Here is a 14,833-nt window from a genome sequence, read left to right on the forward strand (position 1 = left end):
CCCCTGCCCGGCTCCGGCGCCGCCCCCGCCGGCCCCCTCGCCGGCGTGCGCGTCCTGGAGTTCACCACCGCCTGGGCAGGGCCGTTCGCCGGACGCTGCCTGGCCTACCTCGGCGCCGACGTGATCAAGGTCGAGGCTCCCGGGCATCCGGACTCCTGGCGGGGCCCCCGCAGCGGCGGCGCGCCGATCTACTACCCCGACTCGGTGCCGGGGCCGGACCCGCAGAACAGCAACATGCTCTTCAACTCGCAGAACATCGACAAGCGGTCGATCGGGCTGGACCTCAAGCAGCCCGGTGCCATGGACGTCATGCACGACCTGGTACGCCGCTCCGACGTGCTGCTGGCGAACTTCACCCCCGGAGTCCTGGACAGGCTCGGCGTCGGGCGCCGCGACCTGGCCCGGGTCAACGACCGCATCATCGTCGTGGAAATGCCCGCCTTCGGGGAGGGCGGGCCGTCGTCCTCCCACCAGGGGATGGGCAAGACCATGGAGCCCGCCGCCGGCATGACCTCGCTCATGGGGTACCCCGACGGCACCCCCGTGCTCACCGGACCCGCCATCATGGACCCCACCGGAGGGCTGAACGCCGTCGCGGCCGTCGTCTCGGCCCTGGAGCTGCGGGAACGCACCGGGCACGGCGCCGGAGTGGTCGTGCCCCAGGTCGAGGCCGCCGCCTCCTGGATCGGCGAGTACATCCTGGAGCAGGTCGAGACCGGGTCGACCTGGGTCCCCGACGGCAACCACGTGGCCGACGCGGCCCCGCACGGGGCCTACCCCTGCGCCGGTGACGACGAGTGGATCGCGATCGCGGCCCACGACGACCGCCAGTGGCGGGCGCTGTGCGCCGCCCTCGGCGCGCACGGCCTCGCCGAAGACCCCGCCTTCCACCGGCTCACCGACCGCCAGGCCGCCCAGGAACTGCTCGACGACGTCCTGTCCGAGCTCACCGGCGCGCACGACAAGACGACGCTCGCCGAGCGGCTCCAGGCCGCGGGCGTGCCCGCCGCGCCCGTCCTCGGCGGCGACGAGATCGCCGGGAGTCCGGCGATGCGGGAGTGCGGGATGCTGGTCGACCTCGACCACGCCGCCGTCGGCCGGCGCACCTACGGCGCGCTCGGCTTCCGGCATTCGCGCAGCGCCGGCTCCCACCGCCGCGCCGCCCCCCTCTTCGGGGAGCACAACGACGAGGTGCTGCGGAACCTGCTCGGCTACGACGCCGAGGACCTGGCCGCGCTGCGCGGCGCCGGTGTGGTCGCCGACGCCCCCACGGCCGATACCGACACGCCGCGCGTCTCCCGGGTCGATCCCGCGGCGGCGGCCGGAGAGGAGACGCGCTCATGACGGCACCCGGTCCGGACGTCTCACCGATCGAGTACAGCGGCACGGCCCTGGAGTTCCGCGACGAGATCCGGGACTGGCTGAAGCGCAACGCCCCCGACGACCTGCGGGGAGTGCCGGTGCCGCGGGTACCCGATCCAGAGCTCAAGGCGCACCTCGACCGGTGGGGGGACGCGCTCACCGACGCGGGGCTCATGTGCGTCGCCTGGCCGGAGGAGTACGGCGGGCGCGGGCTCTCGGGCGTGGAGGTCGCGCTGATGAACGAGGAGTTCGCCCGCGCCGGCGTTCCCCGCCTGACCCGCGGGATGGGCGAAGGGCTGGTGGGGCCCGCCGTCATCGCGCACGGGACCGAGGAGCAGAAGCGGCGGATGCTGCCGCCGATCATCAGCGGCGAGCACGACTACTGCCAGGGCTTCTCCGAGCCCGACGCGGGCTCGGACCTGGCCGGGCTGCGCACCCGCGGCGAGGTCGACGGCACCGACCTGGTCATCAACGGCCAGAAGACCTGGACCTCGGGCTATTACAAGGCGAACTGGATGTTCTGCCTCGTCCGTACCGATCCCGCCGCGCCGAAGCACCGGGGCATCAGTTACGTCGTGCTCCCACTCGAGGTCGACGGCGGCCCCAACGGCGTGGAGTTCCGGCCCATCATGCGGATGACCGGCCAGGCGCTGTTCGGCGAGAGCTACCTCACCGACGCGCGCACCCCGCTCGGCAATGTCATCGGCGGCCTCAACCAGGGCTGGAAGGTGGCGATGACGACCCTCGGCAATGAGCGCGGCGGCAGCGCCACCACGCAGCACGTCGCGTTCGAGGCACAGTTCTGGCGGCTGGTGGAGGAAGCGCGCAAGCGCGGGCTGCACGACGACGTCCGGGTGCGCGAGCAACTGGCGTGGGCCTGGTCGCAGATCCAGGTCATCAAGGCGACCGGCCTCGGACTGGTCGCCGACCTCGCCGCCGGACGCTCCGGCGAGGGGCTGGCCAACGGCTCCACCAGCAAGATCCGCTGGTCGGAGTTCCAGCGCCGGCTGGCGGAGATCGCGATGGACCTGCTCGGGCCGGACGCCCTGCTGACCGGCGCCGGCTACGAGCTCAGCGAATGGCAGGACGAGTTCCTGGCCACCCGCTCGCACACGATCTGGGGAGGCACCGCGGAGGTGCAGCGCAACATCATCGGGGAGCGGGTCCTCGGCCTCCCGAAGGAGCCCAAAGCCGCGAAGGAGGCCGCGCGATGAGCCTGGCCACCACCCAGGAACAGCACGCCCTCCAGAACACGACCCGGCGCTTCCTCGCCTCCGCGAGCCCGCTGACGCGGGTGCGGGCGGTCATGGACACCCCGACCGCCTTCGACGCGGAGCTGTGGGAACGGATGTCCACCGAACTCGGGGCGGCCGGCCTGGCCGTGCCCGAGGAGTTCGGCGGCGCGGGCCTGGGCTACCAAGAGGTCTCCTACCTGGCCGAAGAGGCGGGCCGCGCGCTGGCACCGAGCGCCCTGCTGGCCACCGTGGGTCTCGCCGTACCCGCCCTCATGACCGCACCGGACGAGGCCCGCGCCGCGCTGCTGCCGAGGATCGCCGACGGGTCGGCCGTCGCCACCGTGGCGTGGCAGGCCCCCGGCGACTCGTGGTCCGCGTCCACCACCGCGGCCCGGGCGACCGCCGGCACGCGCGGATGGACGGTGTCGGGCGCCTTCTCACCCGTCCTCGACGGTGCCGCCGCCGCCGTGCTGCTCGTGCTGGCCGAGGCTCCCGGCGGCCCGGCGATGTTCGCGGTGGAGGCCGGCGATCCGGGCGTGCGGATCCAGCCGCTCGCGGCCCTCGACCAGACACGGGGTCTGGCCAGGGTCGATCTCGTCGATGCGCGGGCGACGCTCGTGTCGTCTCCCGGGGGAGGCCGCGAGGCGCTCTCCGCCGCGCTCGCCCATGCCGATGTCGTCCTGGCTTCGGAGATGGTCGGCGGAGCCCAGGCCAGCCTGGACATGAGCGTGGCGTACGCCCGGGTGCGCGAGCAGTTCGGCCGCCCGATCGGGTCGTTCCAGGCCGTCAAGCACAAGTGCGCCGAGGCCCTGGTCGAGATCGAGGGGGCGCGTGCCATGGCGAGATACGCCGCGTGGTGCGCGGAGGCAGCCCCGCACGAACTGGAGCAGGCGGCGGCGGTGGCGAAGGCGACCGCGGCCGAAGCCTACTTCCGCGCCGCCGGCGACAACCTCCAGATCCACGGGGGCATCGGCGTCACGTGGGAGCACGACGCCCATCTCTACTTCAAGCGGTCCAAGGCATCGCTGATGCTCTTCGGCGACGTGGGCGCCTACCGGCGGCGCATCGCCGACCTCATCGGCATCTGATCAAGTCCCCTGATACAGGAGGAAGCATGACAAGCGCTCCCGAACAGACCTACGAGTCGATCCTCGTCGACAGCGACGGCCCGGTCGGCACCATCACCCTCAACCGGCCCGACCAGCTCAACAGCTGGGACTGGCTGATGTCGGCCGAGATCGGTCACGCGCTGGGACGCTTCGACGCCGACGACGGCATCCGGGCGATCATCCTGACCGGCGCGGGCCGGGCGTTCTGCGCGGGTGCGGGCCTGCTTCCCGCCGGCCGCACGTTCGACGGCTCGCTGACCCGGGAGGAGGCCGAGGCCAGGTACCCCGGCCCGCGCCGTCCCGCCGACCGCATCCGCACGCCCGTCATCTCGGCCGTGAACGGGCACGCGGTCGGGGCGGGGATGACGATGGCGCTCCGTGCCGACATCATCGTGGCGGCCGAGGAGGCCAAGCTCGGTTTCGTCTTCAACCGGCGAGGCGTGATCCCCGACGCCGACCTGCTGTGGAGCCTGCCACGGCTCATCGGCTACTCCCGCGCCATGGACCTGCTCCTGACCGGCCGCATCTTCTCCGGGACGGAGGCGGTCGAGCTGGGCATCGCGTCACGGGCGGTGCCGGCCGCGGCGGTGGTGGAGACCGCGAACCGGATCGCGGCCGACATCGCGGCGAACGTCGCACCCGTCTCCGCCGCAATCACTAAACTGGTGGCGCGGCACTTCCTCGAAGAGACCGACCGGAACGCCGCGCTCGAACTCGAGCGGGATCTCTTCAGATGGGCGGGCCGGCAGGCGGACGCCCCTGAAGGCGTCAACGCATTCCGCGAGAAGCGCGACCCCCGGTGGACGTTGTCCAAGACGAAGGACTTCCCCGTCGACCTCTTCGACGACCGCATTTGACCGCGGCAGCCCGTCCGGGCCGGCGGGGGATGCGTGCATCCGCCGCCCGCCATCCAGTTGACCAGAGCGATTCCCGCAGGAGGTACGGCGACATGAGCTCGCGGGAGGAAGCCCCGCCCGGGCAGGTCGCCGACGGCCGGACGTTGAGGTCGCGGCGGACCAGGGCCTCGATCGTCGACGCCAACATGGCGCTGATGATGGAAGGCAACCTGCGGCCGACCGCGGCGCAGGTCGCCGAGCGTGCCGGAGTGTCCCTCCGTACCCTGTGGAGCCATTTCCCCGACCTCGAGCACCTCTTCGCGGCCACGGGGGAGAAGACTCTGGAGATCCAGTACGCCCACCATTCGGTCATCCCGGCCGCTCAGCCATTGCAGGAACGGGTGCGCGCCTTCTGCCGGCAGCGGGCCATGATGCTCGAGTCGATCGCCGGCGCCTCCCGCGCGGCGCAACTCCGGCTCCCGTTCTCGGCGCAGCTGAGGCGGAACCGCAGACGGCACAACGAGCGCCTGCGCACCGACATCGGGCAGACGTTCGCGCCGGAGATCGCGCTCGCCGGGGCAGACGCCGAGGAGCTCGTGAGCGCACTGCTGGTGGCCTGCACCTGGCCCGCGTGGATGGGCAGCCGCGACGACCTCGACCTGTCCTTCGACGAGGCCGCGCGCGTCATGGAACGCACGGTGAAAGCGATCTTCATGGATATCCCGGGCATGGCGGACGAATGACCCGGCAACCGGTCCCGCGCCACCGGCACGCGCGCGAGAACCACCTTGATGCCCCGCCATGTCAGGTGGAACGCCGGTAGTCGTCGACTTCGCGCGCTGGAGGTCTCTTGCGGAAGGGTCATCCGCTCATCGAAGCGGCCAAGGCCGGGGATCTGGATCGGGTCGCCGAGGTGCTGGACGCCGAACCGGAATCGGTGAACGTCCGGGGGTGGATGGGCATCACTCCGCTGATCGCCGCCGCGTGGTACGCCGACTCCGCGCCGATCGTCCGGCTGCTGCTGGAACGCGGCGCGGATCCGCTCGCGGTGCGGTCGGACGGAGACGGGGCCCTGCACTGGGCCGCCGGCGGCGAGGTGGCGGAGTTGGTCGCCACCGCCGCCGGTACGGCCGGGTTGGCGGCACGGTACCTGTTCGACCGGACACCTCTGCACGTCGCGGTCGAGAACGATCGCGTGGACGTGGTGCGGGCCCTCCTCGCGGCGGGCGCCGAAACGACCGCGCGCCATTCGCGCGGGCGGACACCGCTGGACGTGGCCGATGACCCCGGCATCGCGCGGCTCCTGGTCGAGGCCGGGGCCCCGCTTCGGCCCGGCCTGCCGGCCAGGCCGCTTCACCACGCGAGCGAGCGGGCCGCTCTCGATGACGACTGGGTACCGGTGGTCGATCTGCTGCTCGAACGCGGCGCCGACCCGGGACGGCGCGACTGGTCCGGTGCGTTGCCATCGGATCTGATCGGTGACGGCGGTCCACGCGAACTGCGAGAACGGCTGGTCGCCCACGTGGAGGCATCCGGCCGTCCGGTGGAACTGACTCTGGAGGAGGTCGCGCGGAGCCCGCAGGGCCGCGTCGTCGTCCACCCCGAGTCACCGGAGGCGCTGACGACCATGTTCTCCGGCACGGTCCTCGTGCGGTGGCGGCTGGTGCCGTCGATCGAGCCTGTCGAGGTCATCCGTGTGAGCAGGCGGACGGCCCTCGACGGGCCCCACGGCGGGGGCCCCGGCTTGGCCTTCTCCGGCGGCGACTCGGTGTGGTTGCGTGATTGGGCCGACCTGCGGCAGGCCCGTGAGGTGGCCGCGGAGCTGCTTCCCGACGGCCTCTACGCCAACCCGGTGCTGTCGCCCGACGGGCGCCGGCTGGTCGTCGCCTCGTGTGAGCGCCTCCGCCTGATCGACCTCGATCGCGGCGAGGTGGCCGGCGAGAAGGAAGGCTTCGGCGACTGGAGCGTGGTGCCGCGGTTCGCCCCCGGCGGGACGGCGCTCGCGGTCGGGAACTCGATGCAGGGCTCCTGGTGGCTGACCATGCTCGATGCCGACGGGGACGGGCTCCGGCTCCGCTACGAGCGCGAGACCGGGCTCCCCGCAGGCCCCCGGTCCGGCATCGTCACCGATGTCGCCTTCGCCCCGGACGGCCGCAGGTTCGCCACCTGGGTCCGTCCCGACCACGGCCACCGCGGCCTCCACGGCTATCGCGGCCTCGTCGCCACCACCTGGACGCACTCCGGCGAACCCGCCTGGCATCAGCACATCGACGACGACAACGACGGCACTCGGGATCACGGCGCGTCGGCGTCCCTGTGCTTCACTCCCGACGGCTCCCGGCTGGCGGTCGGCCTGGACTCAGGTGTCGTCTGGCTGGACGCCGAGACCGGCCGGCCCCTGGACCGGGACCACGCCACCGGAGCGGTGAACGCCCTGACGCCCCATCCCACCGCCGGGATCCTCGCCGCCACCGACCGCGGACTGCGCCTTCTTCCACCTCCCGGTCCGTGACCGCGCGCCAGCCGACCGCCGTCGGGGTTCTCTGTTCTGTCACCCAAGCACGTCCGCCACTCCACCGAGCCCAGGCCGTGATCGCCGGCTCCGGCGATCGGGCGGCACCGGCCGAGGCGCCGCACGGCGGCGACGGGCGTTCACCGTGCTGCCCGCGATCCCCGCCGCCGGGGACGCCGAGCATCGCCGGCCGGCCGTCAGTCCCGGGAACCCGGCAGGCTCAGCCCCAGCGGGTGAGCTCTGCGGTCGCCGCGAGATCATCGGTGACGCTGAGCAGGTTGCGCTGCACCGGTCCGTCGGATGTGGGCATCCAGGCGACGACGGTTTCGGTCTGATCGCCGGCCAGTGGTACGAACACCACCCCGGTGCGGCGGACGCTGTCGGCCGAGAGGGCCAGCCGGGTCACGCCGACCCCGGCGGCGACGAGCCCGAGCAGGTTCGCCACCCCGGTGGCCCGCTGGACGACCCTGGGGGTGAAGCCGGCGGCGGTGAAGTCCCGGTCGTACTTGTCGTGCCAGGGCGGCCACGACGCTCGCGGCGAAAGTACCCAGTCGTCCTCGGCCAGGTCGGCGAGGCGGAGTTCGGCCCGAGCGGCGAGCCGGTGCCCGGCCGGCAGGACGGCGCAGACCGGTTCGGTGGCGAGCGTCCTGGTGGCCAGGTCGGCGACGAGTGGCGGCCGGGTGAACGCCGCGTCGAATCGTCCGCCGCGCAGTCCGGCGACCAGTTCGTCGATCTGCACGTTGTGGGTGGTGAGTTCGAGGCCGGGGAGACGTTCCCGCAATGCCTTGACCACAGGCGGCAGCATGTAGTTGGCGGTGGAGGTGAGGAACGCCAGGTCGAGGCGGCCGATCTCGCCGCGGGCGGCGCGTTGCGCGACGACGGCGGCGGCGTCGGCGCGGGCGAGAACGGCGCGGGCCTCGGGCAGGAACACCCGCCCCGCTTCGGTGAGACGGGTCCCGCGGGTATCGCGGTCGAACAGGCGTACCCCGAGATCGCGTTCGAGCGCACCGATCTGCTGCGACAGCGACTGCTGGGCGAGGTGAAGGTGCTTTGCGGCGCGGCTGAAGCTCAGGTGGTCGGCGACGGCGACGAAGTACCGCAGATGACGCAGCTCCATGGTCACAGGATCTGACTGTAGCCGCCGGAAGAAGCGTGTGTTGGCCAGGGCATGGCCGCCCCGGCCAGGGTGGAGGCGACGGTGCGCAGACGAACCGGACAAGGGGTGCGGGCAACGATGACGGAGACTGGTCGCGTGTGGTTGATCACCGGTTGCTCGACTGGATTCGGCCGGGAGCTGGCATTGGCGGCGCTGGCACGCGGCGACAGGGTGATGGCGACCGCGCGGCGGCCGGACCGGCTCGCCGATCTCGTCGCGGCCGGCGGAGGGCGGGTGCGGACCGCTCGGCTGGACGTCACGCAGGAGGAACAGGTGACCGCCGCCGTCGCGCAGACTCTCGCCGAGTTCGGCCGGGCGGACGTGGTGGTCAACAACGCCGGACACGGCAGCGTCGGCGCCGTCGAGGAACTGGACCTGGCAGACCTGCGGGCCCTGATGGACGTCATGTTCTTCGGAGCCGTAGCGGTGACCAAGGCCGTCATGCCGCTCCTGCGCGCACAACGCCAAGGGGCGATCGTCCAGATCAGCTCGATGGGCGGGCAACTGAGCATGCCCGGCTTCGGCGCCTACTGCTCGGCGAAGTTCGCGCTCGAAGGTCTCTCCGAGGCACTGGCGGCCGAGGTCGCCCCATTCGGCATCCGCGTGTTGATCGTGGAGCCCGGCTCCTTCCGCACCGAATTCGGTGGCCGGCGGATGCACCGGTCGCCGGCCATCGAGGAGTACGCCGCCGCGACAGGTCCGACCCGCGCGGCCGTCGACGGGATGGACGGCACCCAGCCCGGCGACCCGCGCAAGGCGGCCCAGGCCATCATGCGAATCCTCGACAGCCCCGACCCGCCACTGCGGCTGGCGCTGGGCAACGACGCCGTCGACCACATCGCCGCCCACCACGAACTGCTCCGCGCCGATCTGACCCGGTGGGAGAAGCTAAGCCGCTCCACGGACCTGGACTGAAGCCCCGTCACACCGGACCCGGCACCCCTGCAGTCCTGGAACGACCGTCCCGAGAGCAATCGAGACCGGTATGGACGACGCCGGGCGAGGCGTACTTTCATGCCGCGGACGGGGTGTGGGTGGCCCTACGTCGAGCCAACCTGGGCGTATTGGACGGAGGGACGGCGTCGGTGGTGCCGCCAGGGCCGGTCGGCGGGTCTCGAACGCCATCTGGCAAACGACGAGCGAACACGCTCAGGCAGAGCCGGCACGCAATTGGGCGCGGCCCCTTTGTGAGGGCCGGCGTGCCGACGCACGTCGTCATGCCCGCCGCGTCCGGCATGTGAACGCCGACGCCGCCCGGCGCGCCGGGCGACGGGAAACAACTGGCCAACTGCCGCCAGCGTGATGCCCCCTGCCCGGACCGAGGCTTCGTGACTCGGCGGCCGCGAGATCGTGCCGCGGATCCGAGGTTGCGTCTGCGCCGCTTTATTGTGATACTCCAAGTATCTGAGACTCAAAGTCTCAGATGAGACCCGAGCGTCCAGACCGGACTCGTCCACGCTGATGAGCGGGTGAGTCGCCAGACGTTGGCCAACGGGCGTCGCAAACCTTCCGAAGGGATCGCCATGTCTGTTTCCGCAGATGCCGGTGTTGACAGTGAGGTGTTGGTCGTAGGGGCGGGGCCGACGGGTCTGCTGCTGGCGGGGGATCTGGCCATGGCGGGGCTGTCGGTACGGTTGATCGAGCGGCGCCGGGCCGAGATCAGCAATCTTTCGCGGGCCCTGGTGGTGCATGCCCGTACGCTGGAGCAGTTCGATGCCCGGGGTATCGCCGACGAAGTCGTGGCCGGCGGGCATCGCGTCTCCGCGTTGCAGCTGTTCCAGCGGGTGCGGCTGGATCCGTCGCGGCTGCCGACGCGTTTCCCTTTCGTGCTGTTCACGCCGCAGTACGAGGTGGAGCGGGTGCTGGAGCGGCGGGCTCGTGAGGCCGGGGTGGTCTTCGTGCACGACACCCGGGTGGCGGATGTGGAGCAGGACGACTCGGGTGTGCGCGCTCATGTGACCACGGGGGAGGGGACGGGTGCGGGAGCGCCGTCCTCGTACCGTGGATTGTTCCTGGTCGGTACCGATGGGGTGCGCAGCTCCGTGCGGGAGTCCCTCGGTCTTCCGTTTCCGGGGACGACCCTGCTGAGTTCGCTGATCCTGGCCGATGTGCGTCTGGCGCGGTCACCCGAGCGGGCGTTCACGGTGAACGCCGTCTCGGACGGTTTCTGCCTGCTCACTGAGATGGGGCAGGGCTGGTACCGGATCACCGGATGGAGCCGCCGCCACCAACTTCCCGATGATGCTCCGCTGGACCTGGCCGAGGTCAAGGAACTGCTGCGAACCAACTTCGGCACCGACTACGGGCTGTCGGAGTGCCGGTGGAAGTCGCGTTTCCACAGTGATGAGCGCCAGGCTCCCGCCTACCGTGCCGGCCGGGTGTTCCTGGCCGGCGATGCCGCACACGTGCACTCTCCGGCCGGTGCCATGGGCATGAACACCGGGTTGCAGGATGCCGCCAACCTGAGCTGGAAGCTGGTGGCTGTCTTGCGTGACGGGGCCGATGACCGGCTGCTGGACACCTACGAGGGGGAACGGCACGCGGTCGGCAGAGTCGTACTGCGGATGAGCGGCATGCTCGTCCGGGTGGGCGTCCTGCGTGCAGGGCCGGCACGGCTTGCCCGCTCGGTGCTGGGCGCGGTGCTGACGCGCGTCCGTCCCGCCACCGACAGGGCCGCTTCCATGATCTCGGGGATCGGTTTCGCCTACCGTGCGGAACGCGGCTCCCACCGCCTGGCCGGAAAGCGCGCCCCCGATCTGGAACTGGCGGAGGGGCGCCTGTACGAACTGCTCCGCGGCGGCAAATTCGTCCTGGTCACGCCTGATGGCGGCCTGCCGGACACACTCGCGGTTCCCGCGGGTGTCACCCGCGCACGCTGGAGCCGCGACCCGGAGTCCACCATCGACCGGCGGGCCGCCATCGACAGGCGCACCACCGTCCTGGTCCGCCCCGATGGATACATCGCCTGGGCCACCGGCAAACCCGACACCGATGCGCTGCGCACCGCCCTGATCGCCTGGACCGGAAGCAGCGCCTAGGACGACGCACCTGTCCCGGCCGACCTCGGCCCTGCTCAGCACGCATTGGTCCCGCATAGACGAAGGAGAGGTAAAGAGATGAGTGCGGAGACGGCGGTTGCCGCGAGACAGAGTAAGCGGCTTTCGTTGGACAAGCGCGCGCTGACCCGGCGGAGCGGTCTGTCGTTGCCGGCGGCGTTGCCGTTGGGTTCCTGGGTGGACATCGGGCGGCAGATCGCTGTGATCGCGGATGCCTCGGCGTGGTGGCTGGGGGATTGGCTGCTGTACGGGCAGGAGTGCTATCCGGATCGGTACCAGCGCGCCATCGATCAGACCGGGCTGTCGTATCAGACGTTGCGGAACTACGCGTGGATCGCGCGGCGGTTCGCGGTGTCGCGGCGGCGGGACGCCCTGAGCATGCAGCACCATGCCGTGGTCGCGGCGTTGAGCGATGAGGAGCAGGAGGTCTGGCTGGATCGCGCCGAGCGTGAGGGGTGGCCGGTGAGCCGGTTGAAGAGCGGGGTGCGTGCCGCTCGCTCGCGTGCGGCGCCGGTGAGTGATCCCGTCGTCGTCTTGAAGATGCCGGTCGATCCGGGGTGCCGGCGACGCTGGGAGCAGGCTGCCGAGCAGGCCGGAACCGATCTGGCGTTGTGGGCCTCGCAGATTCTCGACCAGGCCGCGCTGCGCGTCCTCCAGCCGCCGCCTGACCCGGGTTGAACCTGCGAGAGACCGGCCGTGCGGGCGAAAGCGGCGCGCAGGGAGCAGACCGCCACCCTCGGCGAGTCCGGTGCGGGTCTGTCGCCGTGGCCGAACGCGTCACGCGCGCTGGACGCGCTCGGCGTGGGCGAGGTGGCCCGCACCGCCGGAGCCTCGGCTGTCTCACGGGGCGGGCTGCGCCGTCCGTCCGGGCGGTGGCTGCGGCACCCGCGTCCGGACGACATCGCGGTGCTGATGGTGCATCGCGCCGACCTGTACCGGACGCTGCTCGACGCGCTGCCGGCGGGCCGGGTGCGCACCGGCGCTCTGGTCATTCGGCATCGAGGAGACCGCGCACGGCGTCACCGTGACGTACCGCACCGGCGACGGCGTCCAGCGGACGGACGCCGAAGTGGTCGTCGCCGCCGATGGTGTGCACTCCGCGATCCGGCGGCAGTTGTGGCCCGGGAGAATGGGGCCGCGCTTCGACGGCCGCTCCGCCTGGCGCGGGGTCACCGAAGGTGTCCTCGCACCGGGGGAGGAGGGCATCACCTTGGAGCGCGAGCAGCAGTTCGGGCTGCTGCCGCTGCCCCACGGCCGCCTCTACTGGTGCTCGCCCTGGGGCTGCCACGGCGCCGGATCCGGTCCTACGTCGGGGCGATCGTGCTGGAGTCCTGCCTCGGCTTCGCCGCCGCCGGCTACTTCCTCGTCACGCTGCCGCGACCGCACTGGTCCGCGATCATCCATGTGTTCGTTCTGGGGAGTGCGCTCCTCACGGTGTTCTTGCTTCTGTCGGCGCCGGCGCGGACCTTCTTCCACAGGGGCTGACCGGAGCCGCGGACCCGCGGCGGGGCCTGCGGCTCCGGCCGCGGTGCGGCCGGGCAGATCGGCGAGCGGTGGCGCCGCTTCCTGCGGGGGTTCGAGCCGTCCGAGTCGGGTCCGGTGGGCGGCCAGTGCGGGTGCGTCCGGTGAAGCCGAGGCCGGAACGCGAAGGAATTCACCGGCGAGGCCCATCATTCGAGTCTGAATCGACCAGCATCGATGATCTATGCCATGGGTCGAATGGTAGGGATCCCCGCAATTCAGAAGCGAAAGTGCGGCGTCCCCGGCATGTTGCTGTTTCCTCCGGAATATCGCGTCGATGGGGCAACGCCGCGCTCGTCGTCGCCTGCGGCGATCTGCCGCCGCTCGTAGAACTCCCGGTTGTCGGGCACATAGGACTGGGTGACGGCGCCGTCGGCTTCGGGGTGTACAGGGCTTCCAGACCGGAATCGCCGTTCATGCGGCGGCCGGTGCGGAATCGATCGTCGAACCCGTCCGGACCCGGGCGGCGATGGCGCCCACATGCGCGCTCTACGTGGCCGGTGATCGAACTTCTGCGAACCCGATGACGGGTACTCTCGGGTCGAACCTATTCTGAGACTGGCAATCTAAGATACTTGGACTATCAGTATGACGCCCCGTGGACGCAAACCCGATCCCGACCTCGACGCACGCATCGAACAGGCTGCGGTGAGCCTGCTGGCCAGCAAGGGGACCTCGTTCACCATGGACGAGGTGGCAAGCGCCGCCGACGTGGGCAGGGCCAGCGTCTTTCGCCGCTACGCCACCAAACGCGACCTGTTCCTCGGCGCGCTCACCGTGGCCATGGATGCCCAGGTCCCGTTGGCCCCGGATACCGGGTCTCTCGAAGGCGACATGCTCGTGATCGTCACCGAGACGCTCGCCGTCTGGAACTCGCCCGAACTCGCCGAACAGACCCGGCAGATCTTCGGGGAGGCGGGACGGGACCACGCTGTCGCCGAGATCATCCGCACCGCCATGCGCGACCGGACGGCACGCGGCGGCGCGATCTTCGACCGTGCCGTCGCAAGAGGCGAGCTGGCCCCCGACGCCGACCTGATGCTCTTCAGCGACCTGCTCGTCGGCCTCACCATCTACCGCGGCCTCCTCGACATCCCGCAACCGGACCCGGCGAAAGTGCTCCGAGCACTCCTGCACGGCTTCCTCCGATGAGCGCCCAACAAGGCTCCTCGTCGGCGGTGTGAGGGTCCGGGGTCGCGTTTCCGAAGCGGCGTCGTGATACCGCAGGTATCAGGGATTGCCAGTCTCGAAATCGTGGCGACCGGGCGGGCGAGCGGGCGGAGTAACCTGTATTTGACGCGGTAGGGGTTACTCCATGCGATGCCGGCGCTCAGGTCGCCTGGCAAGGGGAGGGGCGCGGTCACCGCATGGACGAGCCATCACCAGGGGAGGGTGACCGCGCATCTCGGCCCTGCCGGATTGGACGGTGCAGCGATGAACAAGACCAGCGAACGATCGGCGTCCGGCTCCCTCGCCGTCAGAGAACTCACCGAAAAGACCTGGAGCGACTTCGAGGCGGTCCTCGGGACCAACGGGGGCGCCCGCGGGTGCTGGTGCATGCACTGGCGGCTCTCCATCGCGGAGTGGATGGAAGGAAAGGGCGAGGGGAACAAGCAGGCGATGAGGGACCTCGCCCAGGGCGATCCGGCTCCCGGCGTGGTCGTCTATCAGGACGATGCGCCGGTGGCATGGTGCGCACTCGGGCCACGCGCCTCGTTCCCGAGACTGGAGCGCTCGCCGATGCTCGCGAACCTCGATGACAAGCCGGTCTGCGCGATCACGTGCGTCTTCGTCCCGAGGAAGCACCGTGGTTCCGGGCTGCTTCCGGGCATTCTCGAAGCCGTCTGTGAATATGCCGCGTCCTCCGGTTACACGACCGCCGAGGGCTATCCGGTCGAGCCCGGCCCTGGAAAGCGCGCGGGCCCGGATACGGCGATGACCGGAATAGCGAGCGGCTTCCTCGATGCCGGATTCTCCGAGGTGGCCCGCCCGCGTAAGGATCGGCCGATCATGCGGCGGACGCTTCGCAAGGCCGGATGACGTGAA

The 14,833-nt window shown here is 71.1% G+C and carries 14 protein-coding genes; 12 read left to right on the forward strand and 2 right to left on the reverse strand.

Features of this window, described 5'->3' with window-relative positions; translation table 11 throughout:
• The 6 genes from E1285_RS13110 to E1285_RS13135 form a co-directional block, all read left to right on the forward strand.
• On the forward strand, positions 1-1,344 hold a 1,344-nt coding region (locus tag E1285_RS13110; protein WP_132151618.1), incomplete at its 5' end, for a CoA transferase.
• On the forward strand, positions 1,341-2,576 hold the full coding sequence (locus E1285_RS13115) for an acyl-CoA dehydrogenase family protein (protein ID WP_132151620.1): 1,236 nt from the start codon (positions 1,341-1,343) through the stop codon (positions 2,574-2,576). The genes E1285_RS13110 and E1285_RS13115, both read left to right, overlap by 4 nt.
• The gene (locus E1285_RS13120; RefSeq protein WP_132151622.1) at positions 2,573-3,685 is read left to right on the forward strand and encodes an acyl-CoA dehydrogenase family protein; all 1,113 of its coding nucleotides are present in this window, start codon (positions 2,573-2,575) and stop codon (positions 3,683-3,685) included. The genes E1285_RS13115 and E1285_RS13120 overlap by 4 nt, the downstream gene beginning before the upstream one ends.
• A 26-nt stretch (positions 3,686-3,711) precedes the next feature.
• Positions 3,712-4,563: an enoyl-CoA hydratase-related protein gene (locus tag E1285_RS13125; RefSeq protein ID WP_132151624.1), complete on the forward strand. Its 852-nt coding sequence runs from the start codon at positions 3,712-3,714 to the stop codon at positions 4,561-4,563.
• A gap of 92 nt (positions 4,564-4,655) precedes the next feature.
• Positions 4,656-5,285 (forward strand): TetR/AcrR family transcriptional regulator, encoded by a 630-nt coding sequence (locus tag E1285_RS13130; RefSeq protein WP_132151626.1) that lies wholly within the window; start codon positions 4,656-4,658, stop codon positions 5,283-5,285.
• Positions 5,286-5,392: 107 nt separating this feature from the next.
• Positions 5,393-7,054 carry an ankyrin repeat domain-containing protein gene (locus E1285_RS13135; RefSeq protein ID WP_132151628.1) on the forward strand — a complete coding sequence of 554 codons (1,662 nt, stop codon included), beginning with the start codon at positions 5,393-5,395 and terminating at the stop codon, positions 7,052-7,054.
• A 220-nt stretch (positions 7,055-7,274) separates the two neighbouring features.
• Here E1285_RS13135 and E1285_RS13140 read toward each other — a convergent pair whose 3' ends face one another.
• Positions 7,275-8,171, reverse strand: coding sequence for a LysR family transcriptional regulator (locus E1285_RS13140; RefSeq protein ID WP_243722747.1), 897 nt, complete (start codon positions 8,169-8,171; stop codon positions 7,275-7,277).
• A gap of 117 nt (positions 8,172-8,288) precedes the next feature.
• Between E1285_RS13140 and E1285_RS13145 the strand changes: the two genes are divergently transcribed.
• The 3 genes from E1285_RS13145 (at position 8,289) to E1285_RS13155 (ending at position 11,944) form a co-directional block, all read left to right on the forward strand.
• Positions 8,289-9,125, forward strand: coding sequence for an oxidoreductase (locus E1285_RS13145; RefSeq protein ID WP_132151632.1), 837 nt, complete (start codon positions 8,289-8,291; stop codon positions 9,123-9,125).
• A 554-nt stretch (positions 9,126-9,679) separates the two neighbouring features.
• Entirely contained in the window at positions 9,680-11,248 is a 1,569-nt protein-coding gene (locus E1285_RS13150) for an FAD-dependent monooxygenase (protein ID WP_243722748.1), read from the forward strand.
• Positions 11,249-11,326: 78 nt separating this feature from the next.
• The gene (locus E1285_RS13155; protein WP_132151634.1) at positions 11,327-11,944 is read left to right on the forward strand and encodes an LmbU family transcriptional regulator; all 618 of its coding nucleotides are present in this window, start codon (positions 11,327-11,329) and stop codon (positions 11,942-11,944) included.
• 162 nt (positions 11,945-12,106) lie between these two features.
• Here the strand turns inward: E1285_RS13155 and E1285_RS13160 are convergent, their stop codons facing one another.
• Positions 12,107-12,439 carry a hypothetical protein gene (locus E1285_RS13160; RefSeq protein ID WP_132151636.1) on the reverse strand — a complete coding sequence of 111 codons (333 nt, stop codon included), beginning with the start codon at positions 12,437-12,439 and terminating at the stop codon, positions 12,107-12,109.
• Positions 12,440-12,532: 93 nt separating this feature from the next.
• Here E1285_RS13160 and E1285_RS13165 point away from each other — a divergent pair, with 93 nt between their 5' ends.
• The 3 genes from E1285_RS13165 (at position 12,533) to E1285_RS13180 (ending at position 14,827) form a co-directional block, all read left to right on the forward strand.
• Positions 12,533-12,751, forward strand: coding sequence for a hypothetical protein (locus E1285_RS13165; protein ID WP_132151638.1), 219 nt, complete (start codon positions 12,533-12,535; stop codon positions 12,749-12,751).
• Between the two features lie 624 nt (positions 12,752-13,375).
• Positions 13,376-13,939 (forward strand): TetR/AcrR family transcriptional regulator, encoded by a 564-nt coding sequence (locus E1285_RS13175; RefSeq protein WP_132151642.1) that lies wholly within the window; start codon positions 13,376-13,378, stop codon positions 13,937-13,939.
• 405 nt (positions 13,940-14,344) lie between these two features.
• Positions 14,345-14,827, forward strand: coding sequence for a GNAT family N-acetyltransferase (locus E1285_RS13180; RefSeq protein ID WP_165966596.1), 483 nt, complete (start codon positions 14,345-14,347; stop codon positions 14,825-14,827).
• The last annotated feature ends 6 nt before the right edge of the window (positions 14,828-14,833 follow it).

It is taken from the genome of Actinomadura sp. 7K507 (assembly GCF_004348425.1).
In the GTDB taxonomy this organism is placed as follows: domain Bacteria; phylum Actinomycetota; class Actinomycetes; order Streptosporangiales; family Streptosporangiaceae; genus Spirillospora.